13 protein-coding genes and 1 pseudogene are annotated in these 20,649 nt (G+C 73.5%); all 14 read right to left on the minus strand.

What is annotated here, in order from left to right; translation table 11 throughout:
• A complete protein-coding gene (locus tag QFZ64_RS26435; RefSeq protein WP_307069846.1) occupies positions 1-648 on the minus strand; it encodes a PIG-L deacetylase family protein in 648 nt (215 codons plus the stop codon).
• Entirely contained in the window at positions 645-1,439 is a 795-nt protein-coding gene (locus QFZ64_RS26440; protein WP_307069848.1) for a glucose-1-phosphate cytidylyltransferase, read from the minus strand. Before QFZ64_RS26440 ends, QFZ64_RS26435 begins: the two co-directional genes overlap by 4 nt.
• Positions 1,436-2,671 (minus strand): class I SAM-dependent methyltransferase, encoded by a 1,236-nt coding sequence (locus QFZ64_RS26445; RefSeq protein ID WP_307069850.1) that lies wholly within the window; start codon positions 2,669-2,671, stop codon positions 1,436-1,438. Before QFZ64_RS26445 ends, QFZ64_RS26440 begins: the two co-directional genes overlap by 4 nt.
• On the minus strand, positions 2,668-3,948 hold the full coding sequence (locus tag QFZ64_RS26450; protein WP_307069851.1) for a glycosyltransferase: 1,281 nt from the start codon (positions 3,946-3,948) through the stop codon (positions 2,668-2,670). The genes QFZ64_RS26445 and QFZ64_RS26450 overlap by 4 nt, the downstream gene beginning before the upstream one ends.
• Positions 3,949-3,950: 2 nt before the next feature.
• Positions 3,951-5,382 (minus strand): annotated as a pseudogene (locus QFZ64_RS26455) (O-antigen ligase domain-containing protein).
• Position 5,383: 1 nt separating this feature from the next.
• Positions 5,384-6,922 (minus strand): right-handed parallel beta-helix repeat-containing protein, encoded by a 1,539-nt coding sequence (locus QFZ64_RS26460; protein ID WP_307069853.1) that lies wholly within the window; start codon positions 6,920-6,922, stop codon positions 5,384-5,386.
• A 49-nt stretch (positions 6,923-6,971) separates the two neighbouring features.
• Entirely contained in the window at positions 6,972-8,924 is a 1,953-nt protein-coding gene (locus QFZ64_RS26465) for an alginate lyase family protein (RefSeq protein ID WP_307069855.1), read from the minus strand.
• Positions 8,921-11,107, minus strand: a complete 2,187-nt coding sequence (locus QFZ64_RS26470) for a bi-domain-containing oxidoreductase (protein WP_307069857.1) — start codon at positions 11,105-11,107, stop codon at positions 8,921-8,923. Before QFZ64_RS26470 ends, QFZ64_RS26465 begins: the two co-directional genes overlap by 4 nt.
• A gap of 55 nt (positions 11,108-11,162) precedes the next feature.
• Entirely contained in the window at positions 11,163-13,088 is a 1,926-nt protein-coding gene (asnB, locus tag QFZ64_RS26475) for an asparagine synthase (glutamine-hydrolyzing) (RefSeq protein WP_307069859.1), read from the minus strand.
• A gap of 3 nt (positions 13,089-13,091) precedes the next feature.
• Positions 13,092-14,597: a Wzz/FepE/Etk N-terminal domain-containing protein gene (locus QFZ64_RS26480; protein WP_307069861.1), complete on the minus strand. Its 1,506-nt coding sequence runs from the start codon at positions 14,595-14,597 to the stop codon at positions 13,092-13,094.
• Complete coding sequence (locus tag QFZ64_RS26485) at positions 14,594-16,018, minus strand: Wzz/FepE/Etk N-terminal domain-containing protein (RefSeq protein WP_307069864.1); 1,425 nt, start codon at positions 16,016-16,018, stop codon at positions 14,594-14,596. Before QFZ64_RS26485 ends, QFZ64_RS26480 begins: the two co-directional genes overlap by 4 nt.
• Positions 16,015-17,322: a glycosyltransferase family 4 protein gene (locus tag QFZ64_RS26490; RefSeq protein ID WP_373430669.1), complete on the minus strand. Its 1,308-nt coding sequence runs from the start codon at positions 17,320-17,322 to the stop codon at positions 16,015-16,017. The genes QFZ64_RS26485 and QFZ64_RS26490 overlap by 4 nt, the downstream gene beginning before the upstream one ends.
• On the minus strand, positions 17,312-18,745 hold the full coding sequence (locus QFZ64_RS26495; protein ID WP_307069866.1) for a nucleotide sugar dehydrogenase: 1,434 nt from the start codon (positions 18,743-18,745) through the stop codon (positions 17,312-17,314). Before QFZ64_RS26495 ends, QFZ64_RS26490 begins: the two co-directional genes overlap by 11 nt.
• A 91-nt stretch (positions 18,746-18,836) precedes the next feature.
• The gene (locus tag QFZ64_RS26500) at positions 18,837-20,324 is read right to left on the minus strand and encodes a sugar transferase (RefSeq protein WP_307069869.1); all 1,488 of its coding nucleotides are present in this window, start codon (positions 20,322-20,324) and stop codon (positions 18,837-18,839) included.
• Between the last annotated feature and the right edge of the window lie 325 nt (positions 20,325-20,649).

The following is a 20,649-nucleotide window of genomic DNA, read 5'->3' on the forward strand; positions in this document are numbered from 1 at the left end:
TCAATCCCCCAGGGTGAGAGCGAGTTTGGTGACGTGGAACGCCTCGGCGTACCGGGCGTGGCATTCGATCCCGCGGATCCGGGCCAGGCCGAGGAAGGCCTCCCGGTCGTACCAGGGCCGGCGGTGCTGCGAGGGGTAGTGCTCCCGCAGCAGCCGTACCTTGTCCTCGGCGGTCTCCGGCGACAGCGGCTGGTACGCCGTCGGGCGGCCGAGGTCGCCGTCCCACTTGACGATCTCGTAGCCGAGCACGAGGTGGTCGCGGAACGCGGTGGGCACCAGCTTCGCCAGGCAGCGGTGGTCCTGGTGCGCGTCCTCGGTGCGCGGGGCGAGCACGAGGTCCGGTTCGGTCCGCCCGCGCAGTTCCTCCACGGCCGTCTTCGCCTCCTCCCAGCGCGCGGGTATCCGGCCGTCCGGCAGCTTGAGCACGGTGAGGCGCAGGTCGGCGCCCGGGCAGAACGCCGCGAGCGCCGCCCGCTCCTCCTGCTCGCGCTCGCCGCCGCCCCCGGAGAGCACGAGCGCGTCGACCCGGAGTCCGGGGTGCGCCCGGCAGGCCGTCAGCAGGGTGCCGCCGGCGCCGATGGCGAGGTCGTCGCAGTGCGCGCCCACCGCGACGAGCCGGTCCAGGGACCCGGCCCCCAGTCGGATCACGCGCCCACCCCCGCGCCGTCCCGCTCCCACACGGCCCACGGGCGGTCGCCCCGGGCATAGGCGGCGTCGAGCGCGGCCCGCTCCTTGACGGTGTCGGTCGGCCGCCAGAACCCCCGGTGCCGGTGCGCCACCAGCCGCCCCCGTTTCGCGAGTCGGGCGCACCCGTCGGCCACCAGGTCGCCGTTCTCCGGGATGTGGTCGAAGATCTCCTGGCGGAGCACGAAGTAGCCGCCGTTCTCCCACAGCGGCAGCTCGCTCACCGGGGTGATGCCGCCCACCAGGCCCCCCTCGCCCAGCTCCACGCAGTGGAACGAGGACTGCGGCGGCACCACCATCATCGAGGCCCCGGCGTCGCGCCGCGCGAACCGGTCGATCATCTCGGGCAGCGGGGCGTCGGTGAGCACGTCGGCGTAGTTGGCGAGGAACATCTCCTCGCCGTCCAGATGGTGGCGCACCCGGCGCAGCCGCTCGCCGATCGGCGACTCGATGCCGGTGCCCGCGAAGGTGATCGTCCAGTCGGAGATGTCGGTGGACAGCAGCTCGGTGCGGCCGCCGCGCAGTACGAAGTCGTTGGACGTCGTCTCCTCGTAGTTGAGGAAGAACTCCTTGATGTGGTGGGCGCCGTAGCCCAGGCACAGGACGAACTCGGTGTGCCCGAAGTGCGCGTAGTAGCGCATGACGTGCCAGATCAGCGGGCGCGGGCCGACCATCGCCATCGGCTTGGGCACGTCGTCCGCGGCGCCGCTGCGCATCCGCATCCCGTAACCGCCGCAGAACAGGACGACCTTCACGGCCCCACCTCGACAATGCTCAGTTCCGGTATGGGGAAGACCAGCCGGCCGCCCCACTCGTGCACGAAGGACAGCTGCTCGGTCAGCTCGGCCCGCAGGTTCCACGGCAGGACGAGGACATAGTCCGGCCGGTCGGCGGCGATCCGTTCCGGCTCCAGGATCGGGATGCGGGCGCCGGGGGTGAACCTGCCGTGCTTGTAGGGGTTGCGGTCCACGGTGTACGGGAGCAGATCGGGCCGGATGCCGCAGTGGTTGAGCAGGGTGTTGCCCTTGCCGGGGGCGCCGTAGCCGACGACCGTCTCGCCGCGCTCGGCCGCGTCGATCAGGAACCGCAGCAGGTCCCGGCGCACCTTGGCCACCCGGGCGGAGAACTCGGTGTACCCGGACAGCTCCTGGAGCCCGGCGGCCTTCTCCCGGCCGAGCACCTCGGTCACGCGCGCGGACGGCTCGCCGGCCACCCCGTCGGGCCGCGCCCACAGCCGGATGGAGCCGCCGTGCGTGGGCAGCAACTCGACGTCCACCAGGGTCAGTCCGCCGCTCGCCAGCGCCCGGGCCGCCGACGCGACCGTGTAGTACTGGAAGTGCTCGTGGTAGATCGTGTCGTACTGGTTCTCCTCGATCAGGGTCAGCAGGTGCTGCACCTCGACGGAGACCCAGCCGTCGTCCGCGACCATCGCGCGCAGCCCCTCGGTGAAGCCGACGACGTCCGGGATGTGCGCGTACACGTTGTTGGCGACCACCAGGTCCGCCGGGCCGTGCTCCGCGCGGACGCCCGCGCCGGTCGCCGGGTCCAGGAACGCGGTGAGGGTCGGCACCCCCGCCTCCCGGGCCGCCGCGCCGACGTTCACCGACGGCTCCACGCCCAGGCAGCGGATCCCGCGGTCCACCAGGTGCTTGAGCAGATACCCGTCGTTGCTCGCCACCTCGACCACGAACGCGTCCTGGCCGAGCCCCAGCCGCTCGACGGCACCGTCGACGTACGTACGCGCGTGCTCCACCCAGGACGTCGAGTACGAGGAGAAGTACGCGTACTGGGTGAACGTCTCCTCCGGGGTGATCAGCGGCGGGATCTGCGCCAGCCAGCAGTCGGTGCACACCCGCAGGTGCAGCGGGAACGCCGGTTCCGGCAGGTCCAGTCGGTCCGCCGCGAGGAAGCTCTCGCACGGCGGGGTCGCTCCCAGGTCGACGACGCTTTCGAGCGCCGTCGAGCCGCAGAGTCGGCATCGTGTCATCTACTGCCCCCATTTCGCTCGCGCGGGCGCCCCCGCCGCGAGCCGGTGATCGCTGTCCCCACGGGCGGCGGGCCCTCCCCGCCGCCGGACCGGCCCGCGAGCGCGGCGCGGTACCCCTCCACCAGGCGCTCCAGGCCGACGGCCGGACTGAAGTCCCGCTCGTAACGGTCCCGGGCCGCCCGGCCCATCTCCCGGTTGCGGTCCGCGTCGGCCGTGATCCGCCGCAGGCGGTCCGCGAGTGAGGCGGCCTCACCCGGCCGGTGCAGCAGCCCCGTGACCCCGTCCTCGACGAGTTCGGTGAAGGCCCCGTGACCGGCGGCGACGGCCGGGACCCCGGCCGCCATCGCCTCCACGGCGACCAGACCGAACGCCTCCAGCCAGGTCGAGGGAGCCACCACGGCCACCGCGTCCGCCAGGGCCCGGCGGCACTCGTCCGGGCCGTACAGCCCGGCGTACCGCACGTCGTCCCGGCCCGCCGCCCAGACGGCCACCTCATCCTCCAGCGGGCCGGTGCCGGCGATCAGCAGCGGTACGCCCACACCGCCGGACGCCGCGAGCTCGTCCCACGCGGCCATGAGCAGCCGTACGCCCTTGGCCTCCGCGAGCCGGCCGAGGAAGAGCAGGTGCGTGCCGGGCCCCGTGCGGCGGTCCGCCGGGTCCGGGTCCGGGACGAAGTTGTGCTTCACCGCGAGCCGTTCGGCCGGCATCCCGGCCTCCACCAGCACCTCGCGCTGCGCCGCCGAGATGCAGAAGAACCGCTCCACGCCGGTCCACCAGCGCCGCCGGTTGAGCGACAGGCTCACCGCGAGCGGCACCGTCGCCACCCGGGAGTCGCGGTAGCAGCCGTGCCGGACGGCGGGCAGCGGCGAGGCGCCGACGCACTCGGTGCACGGCCTGCCGTCCCGCAGCAGGGTGCCCGGCGGGCAGATCTGCGTGTAGTTGTGCAGCGTGGCGACGGCCGGGACACCGGCGTCCGCGCACGCCGCCAGCACGGACGGCGACACGAGAGGGAAGACGTTGTGGACATGCACCACGTCGGGGCGCGTGGCCCGCAGCCGGGCGGTGAACTCCCTGCGCACCGCCGGGTTCCACGGCACGAGCAGCGGCACGGCCGCCTTGCCGAGCGGGGAGCGGGCGGAGATGTCGTCGCTGTGCCGCTCGAACAGCTCGACCCGGTGGCCGCCCGCGCGCAGCAGCTCCACCTCCTGGTCGACGGCCTTGTTCTCGCCGCTGGGCTGCGCCGAGCGGTAGCGGTTGTGCACCACGAGGACGTGCATGGTCAGGGAACCTCCGGTTTCCGGGCCCAGCGCGGGACGCGTCGGCGCGGGGGTTCGGGCGTGGGCGGGGCGGGGGAGGCGGGTGCGGGTGCCGTCGGCGGTGCGGCGGCCGAGGCGGGGCGATCGGGCGGCACCGGTCGAGCGGGTGGTGCGGGGTGAGCGGGTGGTGCGGCGGCCGCGACCGGGCGAGCGGGCGGTGCGAGGGCGGCCGTACGGGACGCGGGTACCGGCGCCGCGAGCAGCGAGGCGGCCACGGCCAGGTGCAGCAGGTACGGCGAGGCGTCGCCCAGCCCCGCCTCGGTGTAGGAGGCGAGGGCGCAGTAGCTGATCAGGAAGAGCGCGCAGGCCCGCGCCGGCGACGGCGGCCGCAGCAGCGCCACGGTGCCCAGGACCAGGATCGCCGCCGCGACCAGCGAGACCCCCAGCAGGCCCTGCTCGTGGTAGACGGCCAGCCAGCTGTTGTCGATCGGGAGCCCGTCGAACGACTTGTCGCCCAGCCCCGTGCCGAACACCTGCTCGGTCGCGGTCCGGGGTGCCGCGAGCAGCGCGTGCCACACCTTGGCCCTGCCGGTGAGGCTGGAGAAGTTCTCCTCGCTCTGCCCCCGCAGGAACCACGCCTGGAGTACGGAGCCGAACGCCACCGCCGCCACGGCCGCGCACACCACCGCCCAGGTGAAGAACCGGCGGGCGGCGGCGCTGGTCAGGAAGAGCGAGCCGATCGCCACCAGCAGCCCCACCAGCAGGCCGAGGGTGGCCGTGCGGGTGTGGGTGAGCGCGAGCAGCACCAGCGACGGCACGACGACCATCGCGGCGCTGCGCCGGTCGGTCCGGCGGCCCAGCAGGAGCAGCACGGCCAGGCCGCTGATCACGGCGGCGTACTGGCCGATCTGCGGCGGGGTGAGCGGCCACAGCGCACCCACCAGCCGTCCCCCGTAGAGGTCGGGCAGTGCCATCCCCGGCGAGACGAGCGCCCCGGCGGCGACCGACCCGAGCACCACGAAGTACGCCCGGATGTGGTGCCGTACGAACGTGTCGCTCCCGTCCCACCAGCGGCTCAGCAGCCACAGCGTGCCGACGAACAGGGCCAGTCGGGAGCAGCGGAACAGCGCCCCGAACCCGGATTGGAGGTCGGCGCTGGACAGGACGCTCGGCACCAGCAGCAGGGTGAGCAGGGACAGATAGGCCCCGCCCCGCAAGCGCGGGCCGGGGATTGACGACGAGTGCCAGCGCGAACGCCAGGACCAGCGCGCCCATGGTGACCATCTGGATGAGGGAGCGGGGCAGCGGAACGATGGTCTTCGCCCCGGCGGAGCCGAGGGTGTCGAGGACCAGCAGGCCCCAGACGACCCCGACGGTCCGGGGGACACGGGCCGGGTGCGGTGCGGCGCCGGGCGAGGTGTCCACCGTCCCCGTGCCGCGCGGGTGTGCGCTCATCTCAGCCCCCCGCCCCCGCGTCACCGTCGAACGTGCTGCCCGCGTCCTGCCGGTAGGGCGTGGCCCGCCACTCCTGGCCGTCCAGCACCCGGCTCGGGTCGTGGGCGACGAACTTCCACGGCCCGACGTAGACGTTGTCGTGCCAACGGTTGTGCTGTTTGCCGGTGATCGCCTCGGCCACCCGCTCACCCTTGTAGGGCGACCAGTCGGGATACGTGCCGTAGTTGGCCAGCACCGCCATCCGGTCGCACTTCACCGTGCAGCCGACGACGGACTTGTGCAGCACGAAGCGGTTGGCGTGGATGTCCACCCGCTGGGTCTTCCAGCGGCAGTCCGCGTAGAGCGGCGCCTTCGCGATGGCCGGCCGCGCGCAGCGTTTCCTGTCCTTCACCAGCAGCGTGCAGTCGCCGGAGGAGGTGTTGGCGGGGCTGTTGCAGAACCGGTCGGCGTTCTCCCACAGGGTGATCCCGGACCAGTTGTCCTCCAGCACGTTGCGGTAGATCTCGATCTCGTCCGTACGGGCCGGGACGCGCGGCTCTCCGCCGGACTCGGAGATGTAGACCGTCGCGAAGGGGAAGTTGTCGCCGCGGTCGGCGTACTTGCGGCCCTCCACCCAGTTGTTGCGCCGGATGACGTTGTCCCGGACGACCGCGTTGTAGCTCGTCTCGTAGATCAGCGCGGCACCGTCGTTGGCCTCCAGCACGTTCTTCTCGATGCGGAAGTCGTTGTTGTCGGTGTCGGCCCACAGCCCGGTGCCCCGGTTGTCGTGCACCCAGTTGCCTCGGACGTCGGCGCCGTCGACGGCCCAGAACTTGATGCCCCCGGTGCAGCCGCAGCCGGGCCGCCGCTTCTCCCAGTCGCCGGTGTTGTTGCCGGTGATCTCGTTGCCCTCGACCACCAGGTCGCGCAGCGGCCCGTCGCCCTTGTACGCGTTCATGCCGTACTGCCCGTTGTCGCGCAGGCAGTTGTCGCGGACCTTCTGGCGGGCGCCCGCCATCAGCCCGGCGCCGGAGTTGCGCCGGATCGTCGAGTGTTCGACGACCCATCCGTCGGCCGAGTCGTGGTTGACGACGCCCTCGTCCTGCGGCGCGACGAAGTGCTGCACGGTCAGATGGCTGAGGATGACGTCGGTGGCGGAGCCGGTGAACGCGTACTGGTTGGTCTTCTGCCCGTCGAGCACCGCGCCCGGCGCGCCGAGGTAGCGGTCGCCCTTCTTGGGCACGACCTGGGAGAACCGGTCCTTGTCGAGCCGGTGCCTGCCCGGTCGCAGCCAGAACGTCGTCCTCGCCGGGCTGCTTCTCGTCTTGGCGGCGAGGTCGCCGACGACCGAGGGGTCGACGGTGACCGCGCCGGCCGGCGCCTTCGCGGGCCCCGCCGGGGGTTTCGCGCACACCCGGGCCACGTGCCGGGTCGCGGCCGTGGAGGGCGCGGTGGTCGGTCTCGCCTTCGGGGCGTCCGGCGAGCCGTCACAGCCGGACACCAGCAGAACCGGTGCCAGTACCGCCGCCGCCCATGTCCGGCGCCACCAGTTGTCTCCCACGCGTCCTCCTCCTTTCTCTGCGGCTCGCTGCGGTTCTCTGCGGCCGTGCCTAGTCGCGGAACGTGAGCACGGTGGTGAACTCGTGCGTGTCATCGGTGAATCCGGTGCCGAGCAGCGTCGTGGCGGGCTCCTTGCGGCCGAAGCCGGGGGAGTACCAGCCCAGCGGCGGATCGCTCTCGCCGCGGTGGGCCCGCCAGGACAGCCGGCGGGGCAGGTCGAGCACCGCGGAGCGCGGCGTGCCGTCCCGGGACCAGGTCAACTCGGCCCGGTGCCCGTCGAGTTCGGCGGTGAGGGCCGGGCCGAGGTGGAACGCCAGGCGCACCGCCCGGCGCGGGCCGCGCACCTCATCGGTCACCCGCAACTCCCGCTCTGCGTCGATGAGTTCGACCTGGCGGCGGTGCACGGAACCCCGGTAGCCGTCGTGCTCGGCGCACCACCGGGACACCCCCGCCCCGGACGTGTGCACGTCGGTGACGCGGCTGCGGGCGTGCCGCGTCCACAGGAACGGGCCGCCGGAGACGGACTGGTCCTCGCCGTCCAGCTCCAGGGTGTTGTGGGCCTGCGTGGAGCGGAAGTAGCGGCGCCACTCCGGCTGCCCGTGGTAGCAGTACGTCCCCGGGTCGGCGAGCACGTCGACGCCGTCGTGCCGCACCTCCAGCGACAGCGCGTCCGCGTGGGCGTGCGCGGCGATGGACAGGAAGCCGTGCGGGCCGCCGTCGCAGCGGCACCAGATGCCTCCCGGGCCGCGCAGGACGGTGAGCCCCGCGTCCGCGAAGTGGGCGGGCCGGGCGGCGGGGCGGCGCGCGGACGGTTCGGTGGGGCGGACGAGCGCGGCCAGCAGCCCGCTGCGCACATCGGTGCCGGTCACGGCGGGCCACCAGGGCAGGGCGCCGAACACGGCGTCCCCGGTGGCCAGCAGCGAACCCCAGCGGTCGGTGCCCGCCCCGTCCACGACCAGGCCGTGCCCGTCGTCCGCGTCGCCCTGGCGCGGTGGCCGCAGCCGGTCGTCGACGACGGCGGCGAGCGCGTCCGTCATCCGCAGCAGCACCAGCCGAGTCGTCGCCGGGACCGGGACCCCGGCCGCGTCCGCCTCCGCCAGCGCGGCCAGGCCGAGTTCCAGGACGAGCCCGTGGTACTCGGTGGCCAGCTCTCGGTTGAGACCGGAGAGGAAGGTGTTGGCACGCAGATGCCGGTCCAGCGCGCGCAGCGCGTCGGCCCGCCACCGCGCCGAGTCCGGGAACCAGCCGAACGCGCAGGCCGCGGCCGACTGCCCGGCGGTCTCGGCCACGGCGTGGTTGTTGGCCGACGAGCCCCGGCTGGGGAACGCGGCCAGCCAGCGCTGGTGGTGCCAGATCTGCCGCACCGCCACCGGGTTGTCCTCGAACAGCGCCGCCGCGCCCGGCCACCCGTCGAGCAGACGGCGGATCCACACCCACGACAGCAGCCGGATGCCCAGCTCGATGCCGCTCGTCCAGTGCGCCCCGCGCAGCGGCGGGTTGACCGCCCACCAGGACCGCAGATGCGCGGCCACCCGCTCCGCGTACCGCTCGTCGCCGGTGAGCGCGTGGGCGGCGGCGAGCACGGTCAGGTACTGGTGCCGGGACGGCTCCCAGATCTGCTTGATGTCCCCGACCGCCGCCTCGTCCCGGTACGGCACGTCGAAGGCATGGCCCGACGGGGCCCGGCGCCCGGTCCTGGGGTCGTACGACCAGTCCGGGTCGGCCATGTCGTCCCGGCGCACGCCGAAGAACTCGGCGTGCCCGTCCATCAGCCGGTCCGCCTCGGCGAGCAGGCGTTTCGCGGCGTCCGGCGGCACCGCGGCGAGCGTGCCGGCGGGCAGCACGGCGGTGAACCGGGCACCGCTCACGCGTGGCCCGTCCGGAGGCGCCGACCGCCACCGCCGTCGGCGCACCGCGTCGCCCACCCGGCCGCCGACCTCCTGCGGCCCCATCCGGGACAGCCGCCGCAGGTACCAGCCGGGGCTCCCCGGCAGCGCGGTCATCGTGCCCCCGCCAGTGTCACCGGGGCACCGGCCGCCAGGCTCGCCCCGACCGCGAGGGTGGCCGCCGTGGTGGCGACCAGCGACTGAAGCGGCACCGGCATCGGGCCGCCGGTCCGCACGGCCCGTACGAACGCGGCCAGTTCGGCGACCTGGCCCTTGTCGCGGGCCTTGGGCAGCCGCGAGGAGACCCACGTGCGGCGGCGGCCCTCGTACACCGAGGCGCGCACGAAGTCGTCGAGCCGCAACGCCCTGCCGTCCGCGACCAGGTCCAACGTCTCCTTGGGGAAACCGGACGGACCGGTGGTGACATAGCTGAGGGTGGCCGTTGACCCGTCCGGGTAGCCGAGGACGACCTGGAGGTCCTCGTTGCCCGGGGAGGCCGTCGCGTACACCGAGACCGGGTCGGCCCCCAGCAGCCGGCTCGCCGTGTCGACGAAGTGCCCGCCCTCGCCCGCGAACCGCGAACCCTCCGTTTGCTGCCGCAGGTACCAGCTGCCCGGGTCCAGCCGGCCCGCGTTGACCAGGTAGCGCAGGTTCGCCGGACCGGTACGCGGCCCGAACCGCTTCCCTGCCTCCACCAGCAGCGGGGCGAAGCGGCGGTTGAAACCCACCTGGAGCCGGTCGTTGCCGGACTCCTCCACCGCCGCGACCACCCGGTCCAGTTCCTCCCCGGTGAGCGCGAGCGGCTTCTCCACGAACACCGCCTTGCCCGCGAGCAGCGCCTTCCGGGTCAGCTCGGCGTGCGAGTTGTGCCGGGTCACGACGAACACCGCGTCGACGGAGGCGTCTTCGAGGACGGCGTCGAGGTCGGTGGTCGCCTCTCCGAAGCCGAACTTGCGCTGCGCGTTGGCGCCGGACAGCGCCGTCGTGGTGACGACCGTGGACAGCTCGACGCCGTCACGCCCGGCCAGGTGCGGCAGCAGCATCGACGTCGCGTAGTTCCCGGCGCCGACGAACGCCAGCCGCACCGGGGTCCCGGCGGCCCGCGAAGGGGTGGGTGCCGTGGTGCCGCGCCGCACGGCGGGCACGCCCACCTCCGGCGGCACCGTCTCCACCGGGTGCCCCGGGTAGCGGAACAGCACGGCCACCGCCTTGAGTTCGCCGTCCTTGAGCCGCCGGTACGCCTCGACGGCGTCGTCGAACTCGGCGACGTGCGAGACGAGCGGCTCCACGTCGACGCGGCCCCGGGCGACCAGGTCCAGGAAGCAGGCCAGGTTGCGGCGCTCGGTCCAGCGCACATGGCCGATCGGGTAGTCCCGGCCCTCCAGCTCGTACTCCGGGTCGTAGCGCCCGGGGCCGTAGCTGCGGGAGAAGCGGACGTCGAGCTCCTTCTCGTAGTACGCGTTCCACGGCAGGTCGAGGCGGCACTTGCCGATGTCGACGACCCGGCCCCGGTCCCGGCTCAGCCGGGCGGCCAGCTCGACCGGCTGGTTGCTGCCGCCGCCGGCCGCCAGATACACCTGGTCCGCGCCGTGGCCGTCGGTGAGTTCCGCGACGGCGCTCTCCACGGCGGAGGACGCGGGATCGCCGCAGGCGACGGCGCCCAGGCGTGTCGCCAGCTCGCAGCGGGCCGGGTCGGGGTCGGCGCCGACGACACGTACCCCCGAGGCGGTCAGGAGCTGCGTCACCAACTGCCCGATCAGCCCGAGTCCGACGACCAGCGCCACCTCGCCGAGCCGCGACTCGCCCTGCCGCACGCCCTGCAACGCGATCGACCCGACCGTGCCGAACGCCGCGTGCCGGGGCGCGAGACCGTCCGGCACGGGTGCGTAGAGGTTCTTCGGCACCCAGTTGACCTCGGCGTGCAGCGCGTGCTCGTTGCCCGCGCAGGCCACCAGGTCGCCGACCTTCACGTCGTCGGTCCCGGCGCCGACCTCCTCGACCACCCCGCACAGCGAGTAGCCCAGCGGCGTGTAGGAGTCCAGCTTGCCCATCACCTTGCGGTAGGTGGCGGGCACCCCGTTGGCGGCCACGCTCCGCACGACCTTGGCGACCTGGTCGGGCCGGGAGCGGGCCTTGCCGAGCATCGACATGCCGGCCTCGGACACCTTCATCAGCTCGGTCCCGGTGGAGATCAGCGAGTAGGCGGTGCGGACCAGCACCCCGCCCGGCTTGCACCCCGGCACCGGCACGTCGAGGAGCGCCAGCTCACCGCTCTTGTAGTTCTGTACGACCTGTTTCACCGAAAGTCCTCTTCGTTTCGTCTCTTCGCCGGGACGCAAGTGGTGGGTCGTGCCGTCACGGAAGGGGCAGTGAGGCCCCCGAGGTCGCGCCGCGATACCAGTGCTCCAGGGTCAGCACGTGCCACAGGTGCTTGGAGAAGTCCCGTTGCCCGGCGGCGTCCTCGGCCACCAGCCGTTGCAGCGCCTCGCGCCGCAGCAGCCCCGCGCGCACCAGTTCGCCGTCGTGCACCACCTCGCGCACCAGCGGTGCCAGGTCCCGGCTCATCCACGCCCGCAACGGGGCGCTGAACAGGCCCTTGGGCCGGTACACGATCTCCCGGGGCAGCACGGAAGTGGCCGCCTCCTTCAGCACGGCCTTGCCCTGCCGTCCGACGATCTTGCGGTCGCCGGGGAACGCGAACGCCGCCCGCACCACCTCGACGTCCACGTACGGCACCCGGACCTCGGTCGACGCGGCCATGCTGGAGCGGTCCGTGTAGGCGAGGTTGAGGCCCGGCAGGAACATCCGGGCGTCGCCCAGACACATCCGGTTGACGAAGTCGTCGAGGTCGTTGTCCTCGTACACGTCCGCGTGCTCGGTCAGCACGTCGTCGACCGTGCCCGCCAGGTCCGGATGGACCAGGGAGAGCAGCTCCTCGCGGTCGTACATGGTGTAGCTGCGCCGGAACGCGGTCTCCTCCGGCAGATCGGCGAAGGTGAGGAACCGCTTCGCGAACCGCACCGACCGGTAGCCCCGGCGGGCGGAGGCCACCGGCAGCCGGTCCACCGCTGCCGACAGCCCGCGCCGCAGCGGGCGCGGAACCCGCTGGTAGCGCAGCGCGAGCACATTGGCCAGGTGCTTGCGGTAGCCGGCGAACAGCTCGTCGGCGCCCATCCCCGAGAGCATCACCTTGACCCCGGCCTCCCGGGCGGCCGAGCAGATCAGATACGTGTTGATCGCGGCGGGGTCGCCGATCGGCTCGTCCAGGTGGTAGGTCATCTGCGGCAGCAGGTCGAGCACGTCCGGGGCGATCTCGATCTCGTGCAGATCGACGCCGAACCGGGCGGCCACCTCGCGGGCGTACCGCAGGTCGTCCGGCATCGCCTCGAAGCGGGAGTCCTCGGCGCGGAACCCGATCGTGTAGGCGGAGATCCCGGGCCGGTCGCGGGCCGCCAGCGCGGTGAGATAGCTGGAGTCCAGGCCACCGGAGAGGAACGTCGCCACGGGCACGTCGGACATCAGATGACGCCGGGTCGACTCCTCGACGACGGCGGCCAGGTCCGGCACCTCGCCCGCCAGGGCACGCTCCCGGCCCTCGGCGGCGACCTCCTTCAGGCTCCAGTACCGGCCGCGCTCCTCCCGGCCGTCGGGCCGCAGCCGCAGCCAGGTCCCGGGCGGCAGCTTCTCCGCCTCGCGGTACGCGCACCGCGAGTCCGGCACCCAGTAGTACAGCAGCGAGGCCACCAGCGCCGCGTGGTCCACCTCCAGCCTCCCGCCGGTCACGGTGGCCAGCGCCTTCAGCTCGGAGGCGAACACCAGGCCCCCGCCGCGCCGCAGCAGGAACAGCGGCTTGATACCCAACTGGTCCCGTGCCAGCGTCAGTTCGCCGGTGCGCTCGTCGAAGACGGCGAACGCGAACATGCCGCGCAGCCGGGGCAGACAGTCCGTGCCCCAGCGCCGCCACGCCTGAAGGAGCACCTCGGTGTCGGAGGTGCCCCGGAACCGGACCCCGGCGGACTCCAGTTCGGCCCGCAGCTCGGGCGCGTTGTAGAGCTCGCCGTTGTAGGTGAGGGCCAGGCCGTCGGAGACCATCGGCTGGGCGCCGGTCTCCGACAGGTCGATGATGGACAGCCTGCGATGCCCGAACTGCACCTCGCCGTCGCCGACGGGGTGCCCGTAGCGGCCCGCCGCGTCCGGGCCGCGGTGGGCGAGGACGGCGGTGAGCCGGTCGGCCACGGCCTTGCCGTCCGGCCAGCGGTAGGTGCCCGCGATGCCACACATGTGCTAACGCACCTCCTGATCGCTGTCCGGCACCGAGGGGACCCGCGGCACCGGCACCGGCGGCCGGTCCGCGCGCGGACGGGACGCCGCCACCGGTACGGCCACCCCGCTGTATCGCCCCGGCCCGTCGTGAAGCCCGCCGTTCCACAATGTGCCGTCGGTACGGTCACGGGGATCGGGGTCCACCAGCACCGCCCCGAGCACCTCGACGTGCCGCTCCGCGAGCTGCCGCGCCACCGTGTGCAGCCAGGCGGCACTCCCGTGCCCGGCCCGCACCACGAGCACCGCCCGCTCGCCCAGGTACGGCAGATCGGCCCAGGCGGTACCGGGCCGGACGGAACCGGCCCCGATCCGGCGCCCGGCGTCCGGGGGGTCGTCGGACGCGGCGGTGATCACCTTCGGGCCTCCCCGCCGGCCGGCCTTCGTCGCCTCCCGGCCGGGCAGGCCGTCGACGACGACCACCGGGCCCTCCGCCTGGAGCGCCCCCGCCAGGCCGAGCGCGAGGACGCCGGCGGTGCGTGCGCAGCCCAGCTCCAGCAGGGCGAACGGCCCCTTTGCCCCGCGCACCGTACGGGCGAGGGTCGTGGTGAGGCGGGCGCGCGCGGCGGGGGCGCGACGGCCGCCCGCGCGCAGTTCCGCGAGGACCGAGGTGCCCAGGTGCGCCGCGATCTCCCGGCGAAGCACCGGACGGTCCGCGACCACCGCGCCGACCGCCGCCACCGCGAGCCCCAGCACCAGGCCGAGGACCAGCCCGATCACCGCGTCGGTGACCAGGGCCCTGGGCAGGGAGTGCGGCACCGCGCGGGCGTCGTCCACGATCTGCGTGCCGGCCGCGACCTTCGGTGTGCCGGTGCGGGCCTCCGCCGCGCGCTCGTCGAAGTCGGCGATGCGCGAGTTCAGTTCGGCCCGGCGGGCGAAGAGCGACTCGACGCTCGCCGACGCCTTCGGGTCCCGCTCCGGCGACTCGGCCCCGATCGCCTTGTTGACCTGGGCGAGTTCCTTCCGCATCCGGTCGCGCTGGTCCTGCAGGGCCTGCGCCTCGGCGTCGGCGGTCCGCCGCATCCGCCGCACATGGTCGGCGACGAACGCGTCGGCCAGCGCCCCGGCGCGGGCCACCGCCTTCGCGTCGCTGTCGCCGGTCACCTCGATCCGCAGCAGGTTGTTGGTGAGGCCGGTGCCCCGGTACTCCCGCAGGAAGTCCTCGGGCTTCTGGGAGGAGCCGAGGGACCGCAGCGCGGCGCCGGCGATCCGGGTGGTCCCGAGCAGTTCCACGTCGGTGCGGATCAGCGTGCCGGTGTCGTTCGGCTGGTCCTCCGCGTGCGTGACCAGCACCGTCGTCACCGCGGTCGGCGCCGGGGGCAGCAGCACCGCCACGGCCGCGCCGATCAGCAGCCCCAGCAGCGCCAGCGACCCCCACAGACGGCGGCGTCTGCGCACCGCCGCCAGCAGCGACTGCAGGTCGAGCAGCGGCGCACCGGCCGACGGCTCCACCGCGTGGCTCGTCGTCATGCGGAACCCCCCGTCGTGCGGCCGCGCGCGGCGAGCGCCGGAGCGGCGGTGTCCGGGACGGCGTCCTTCGCGGCCGTGCCGTTCCCGCGGCCGGCGGACCGTCTCCCGCGGACCCGGACCGGGCCGGCGACGACGACGCCGACGACCTCGTGCCCGGCGTCCGCGCACGCCCCGGCGAGACCGGCGAGTTCCTCCTCGGTCCAGTTGCCCGCGCCGAGCACGACCAGCGCACCGGCCTCGGTGCCCCGGTCCGGCACGATCGGCCGGGACACCGGCACCTCCACCACCCGCAGCGGGGGGTGCGTCCCGTTCGTGGCGCCCGGGGCGGCGGCGGGATCGCCCCCGGCCTCGGCGGCCAGCCGCCCCGCCGCGTGCCGGGCGATCCCGTCGCCGTCCGGCACGACCACCAGCACCCTCCCCGGCACCGGCAGCCGGTCCCGCACCCGCGCGCACACCCGCCGGTAACGCAGCCGCAGCGCGGCCTCGTCCTCGGTCGTCCGCGGCACCGGCACGTCCCAGCGGGCGTCGGTGCCCAGCAGCCGGCGCAGCCGGGCCCGCGGCCCGCGGCGCCTCGGCCCGCGCCGCCCGGTGGGCACGTCGACGGTGCCCAGCGGCGCCGCACCGAGCGCCGCGGCGATCTCCGCCTCGGTTCGCGGCCGGCGGTTGGTCCGCGCGGCGACGAGGTGGCCGACGACGCCGAGCAGCAGGAACAGCACCGCGCCCGCGGCGACGAGTTGGGTCCGCGTCGGCGGCGCCTCACCGTCCGGCCGGGGCGCCGGGCCCATGACGACCATGCCCGCCTTGTTGGTCGCCGGATCGGCGTCGTCCAGCTTCTTCATCGCCTCCTGCAACGCGGTCCGCAACTGCTCCAGCTCGGTGCGGGCCTGCACGCTCTCCACGGTCTGCCCGGGATCGGCGGCCTCGGCCAGATCGCTGATCCGCCGGTCGGTCTCCGTCACCTGCTGCCGCAGCGCCTGCGGCCCCGTCGTGTCGTCGGTGTCGGAGGTGTCGCCCGCGATCCGCCCGGCGAACGTGACGAACTGCTGCGCCACCTGGTCGGCGAGCCGCTGGGCGCGCCCCGGGGTGTCCGCCGTGCCCGAGATCTTGATGATGTTGCCGTCGGTGGCCTTGGCCTTCACATCGTCCCGCAGCTCGGCGCGGTCGACGTCGCTCCGGTGCAGCGAGGCGGCCGCGCGGTCGATCACGGTCGAACTGCTCGCGATCTCCGCCTGGGTCAGCAGCTCGCGCTCCTCCCACTGCCCCGGCAGCAGCACCGACGCGGACGCCGTGTAGCGGGGCGGGAACAGCAGCGAGGTGCCGTAGCCGGCGAGTGCGCCGAGGACGACGAGGAGGGCGAGCAGCCGCCGTCGCCGGCGCAGTATGTGTCCGAGGGTGACCAGCCGGATCGGGTCCTCGCTCAACGCCGCCGCCCCCGTCCCGTGCGTGGGGTGCGGCTCTCGCAGGCGGCGGCGTAGGCGGCGAGCAGCGCCGCCTGGGAGTTCCGCCAGGCAAGCCGCCCTTCGATCCGCTCCCGGCCGATGCCGCCCATCCGGGCCCGCCGCTCCGGATCGTCCAGCAGCACCGCGACGAGCCCGGCGAACGCGGACTCGTCGTTGGCCGGCGCGTAGAGGGCGGCGTCACCGGCGGAGACCCGCGCCTCCTTGAGGTCGAACGACACGATCGGCCGGCCCATCGCCATGTACTCCAGGACCTTGTTCATCGTCGACACGTCGTTCAGCGGGTTGCGCGGGTCGGGGGAGAGGCACACGTCCGCGGTGGACAGATGCCGCACCAGGTCGGCGTCCGGGACGCGCCCGGTGAACTCCACCTGGTCCTCGAGCCCGAGGTCGCGGGAGAGCTCCACCATCGCGTCGAAGGCGTCGCCGGACCCGACGAACACCGCGTGCCAGTCGGTCCGCCCCTGCTCGTCGCGCAGCTTCGCCAGCGCCCGCAGCGCATAGTCGACGCCGTCCTGCGGGCCCATCACGCCGAGGTAGCACAGCAGATGGGGCTTGCCCCGCTTCAACTCCGGCTCCGGCGGCACCGGTCGGAAGCGGTCCGTCTGCGGGGCGCTGCGCACCACGAACACGTCCTCGGGCCGTCGGCCGCCGCGGCGGACCGCGACCTCCTTGTAGCTCTCGTTGGTGGCGAGGACGACGTCCGCGGCCCGGTAGGTCAGCCGTTCCAGCGCGCACACCGCCCGGTACAGCACGTCCCTGCCGCGGCCGAACCGGGACAGGTACAGCTCGGGCACCAGGTCGTGCTGGTCGAAGACGAACCGCGCGCCGCGCCGCTTCATCCGCAGCGCCGGCAGGAACAGCAGGTCGGGCGGGTTGCAGGCGTGCACCACGTGGACCGGGCCGACCCTGCGGGCCAGCCGGGCCGTGTGCCACAGCGCCGAGCCGTACTCCCGCAGGTAACCGGCGGGACCGCCGGTGGCCGCGCGCAACGGGTAGCGGTGGATCCGCACCCCGTCGACCACCGCCTCCGCCTCCGTGTCCCGCTTGGTCCCCCGGGGGCAGATGACGTGCACCTCCCAGCCGGCGTCGCGCAGCGTCGTGCACTCCTGCCAGACCCGGCGGTCGAACGGCACGGAGAGGTTCTCGACGAGGATCAGCGCACGACGGCGCCGAGCCCGGCCACCGGAACTCCCGGCCGAGGAGGAGCCGTTCGCCCGGCTGTCCGCTCTGTCGTTCTCGTCCTCGAACGATGTGTCACCAGGCAAGGCCCACGTACCCCGGTTCGGCCCGGCGCGTCTCGGCGTCGGGGAGGCGGACGAGATCGATGATCACGGGGCCGTCGCCGTGCGGCAGCGCCGCGAGGACGGCCGGATCCCTGGTGCCGACCAGGCACACCTCGGCGTGGTCGAGAACCTCCTCGACGGAGTCCGCGAGGAGCTGCGCGAGATGCGGCAGCCGCGTCTCGACGTACTCGCGGTTCGCGCCGAGAAGCCGGGACAGGCTCACGTGGGCGTCGTGGATGCGCAGGTCGTACCCCTTGCCGAAGAGCCGCTCCGCCAGCTCCACGAGCGGGCTCTCGCGCAGGTCGTCGGTGCCGGGCTTGAAGGACAGCCCGAACAGGCCCACTCTGCGTCTGCCCGTGCGCTCCACCAGCTCCACCGCCCGCTCCAGGTGCGCGGAGTTGGACGGCAGCACATGGGCGAGGATCGGCACCGACACGTCGGCCCGCTGCGCCGCGTGGACCAGGCTGCGCAGGTCCTTGGGCAGGCAGGAGCCGCCGAAGGCGAACCCGGGACGCAGATAGGCGGGGCTGATGTTCAGCTTGCGGTCGGCCAGGAAGACGTCCATCACCTGGTGCGAGTCGACGCCGAGCGCCTGGCACACCGCGCCCAGCTCGTTGGCGAAGCCGATCTTGAGGCCGTGGAAGGCGTTGTCCGCGTACTTGATCGCCTCGGCCGTCGGGATCGGCACCCGGAACACCTCGCCGGGCAGGCCTTCGTACAGCTCCAGCACGGTGTCGCCGCTGGCCGGGTCGAGTTCGCCGACGACGGTCTTGGGCGGGTCGAAGAAGTCCCGCACGCTCGTGCCCTCGCGCAGGAACTCCGGGTTGACCGCGACCCCGACGTCCACCCCGGCGAGACCGTCGGCGTGCTTCTCCAGCAGCGGCACCAGCAGGTTCAGGCAGGTGCCCGGGAGCATGGTGCTGCGGAAGACGACGGTGTGCCGGACCCCCTGCCCGAACTGCCCGGCCTGTGCTCCGGCCTGTGTCCCGGCCCGCTCCCCGTCCTGTGTCCCGTCCTGTGTCCCGGCCCGCTCCCCGTCCTGTGTCCCGGCCCGCCTCGCGGCCTGCTTCTCGGCCAGCGCGGCGCCGATCTCCTCGGTGACCCGCTCCAAGTACGTCGTGCACAGGCTGCCGTTGGGCTCCGAGGGCGTGCCCACGCAGACCAGAGACACCTCGCTGCCCGCTATCGCCTCGCGGACGTCGGTGGTGGCGCGTAACGTCCCCCCGGCCACCACCTCGGCGATCAGCTCGCCGATCCGCTCCTCGACCACCGGCGCCTTGCCGTCGTTGACCAGGTCGACCTTGACCCGGTTGACGTCCACCCCGATGACCTCGTGCCCCATGCCGGCCAGGCACGCGGCCGACACACAGCCCACGTAACCGAGCCCGAACACGCTGACCTTCATGACCCGTTCCTCCCCCCAGCTCCCATGACCGTTCCTCCCCCCGGTCCCGTACCGGCGCACGAGACCGCGCACCGGCAGGGGACCCCGCGTCTCAGTACGCGCCCTGCCCGTAGAGCACCGCGCGCAGCGTCTTCCACAAGATCACCGTGTCCAGGGCGAGCGACCAGTCCTCGACGTACCGCAGGTCCAGGCGCACCGCCTCCTCCCACGGCAGGTCGCTGCGCCCGCTGATCTGCCACAGCCCGGTGAGCCCGGGCTTGACCAGCAACCGCCGCCGGATGTCCGGCCCGTACGCGGCGGACTCCTCCGGCAGCGGGGGCCGCGGACCCACCAGCGACATCGACCCGGTGAGCACGTTGAACAACTGCGGGAGCTCGTCGAGCGAGTAGCGGCGCAGCACCGTCCCCACCCGGGTCACCCGCGGATCCCGGCGCAGTTTGAACAGCAGCCCGGCGCCCTCGTCGCGGTCCGCCAGCGCGGCGCGGGCCCGGTGGGCACCGACCACCATCGTGCGGAACTTGAGGATGGTGAACTCGCGGCCGTCCTTGCCGACCCGGCGCTGGCGATAGAACGCCCCGCCCCGGCTGTCCGCCACCACCAGCAGGGCGACGAGCACCATCAGCGGTGCGCACAGCAGCAGCAGGAGCGCCGCCCCCAGCCGGTCCACGACCTCCTTGATCACCCGGCGGCCCCCGGTGAAGGTCGGCAGGCTGACCCGCAGCAGCGGGATGCCGAGCACCGCGTCGACGTGCAGCCGCGGGCCGGCCACCTCCATCAGTACCGGGGCGACGACCATCTCGGCGTCGCTGCCCTCCAGGTTCCAGGCGAGCCGCTGCAGCCGGTCCGGCGACCAGTGCGGGTCGGGCGTGACGGCGACGACACGGTAGCCGTCGCGGCGGACGTGGCCCGCTACTTCCGCCAGCCGTCCGACGACCGGCACCCCGTCCACATAGTCGCTGTCGGGTCCCGCACCGCCCGGCGTGCACACCGCGTCCACCCGCCAGCCGAGGTGCGGGAACTTGCGGGTACGGGTGATCAGATCGCGTACGGTGGCCGGATTCCCGGCGGCGAGCACCGGTCTCAGGCACCGGCCCGCCTTGCGCTGCCTGTGCAGCCAGAGGCGCAGCAGATAGCGGGCGACCATGGTGACGAGGGCGATCGCGGGGACCGCGACGAATATCCAGAGTTTGATGTTGCGTGAGGTGAGCGCGATACCGCCGAGCGCCAGAACGACCGTCGCCATGAACAGCGAGCGGCCGAGCCGGCGGAATTCCTCGGCCCCTTGACCGAGTACGGCCGGCGCCCACGCCCGGCTCACCGCCAGAGCCCCCAACACAAGTAACTCGGTACCGAAGCCGAGAATCCCCCACTTCTCGTGCCAGTTGGCCGCGTCCCGGGCTCCGAAGAATTCCCCGATCACCGAGGCGACCAAGGCGGTGACCACCGTATCGGTGATGATCACCGTACGGCGGTAGCGCTGTTCCCAGTCACTCGCGCGCGGTCTGATCGCCTCGTCCGCCCCGTCCGTCAAATGCCCGGATGCCGACGGAAAAGGGCTGACCAATTCCCCCTGTCGCACAGAAACCCCCCCAGGTCACCAGTGGTGGAGCGCACGCGCCCACCACTGTGCTCACTGCCAGGGGCCCCCGCCCCTCGCAGTCCCTCCCCTTCGCGGGGGGCACCGCCCCCCGCCCCGCGCCGTTCCTCGCCGTGGAAGGCCCCCGCCTCCCGCGCACGACATCCCCGGTGTTTCGGCGCTGCTTTGGACTACCCACCCTCGCGGCAGCGAACTCGCTTTTCCAGTGACTTTCTCGGACCGTTCGACAGCTATTCGAACATCAATGAAACCGCAGAAAACCCAGGGAAACCCCGATGTGCCGGGGAAACACGGGAAGCGCGGGAAG

The organism is Streptomyces sp. B3I8 (genome assembly GCF_030816915.1).
Classification (GTDB): Bacteria; Actinomycetota; Actinomycetes; order Streptomycetales; family Streptomycetaceae; genus Streptomyces.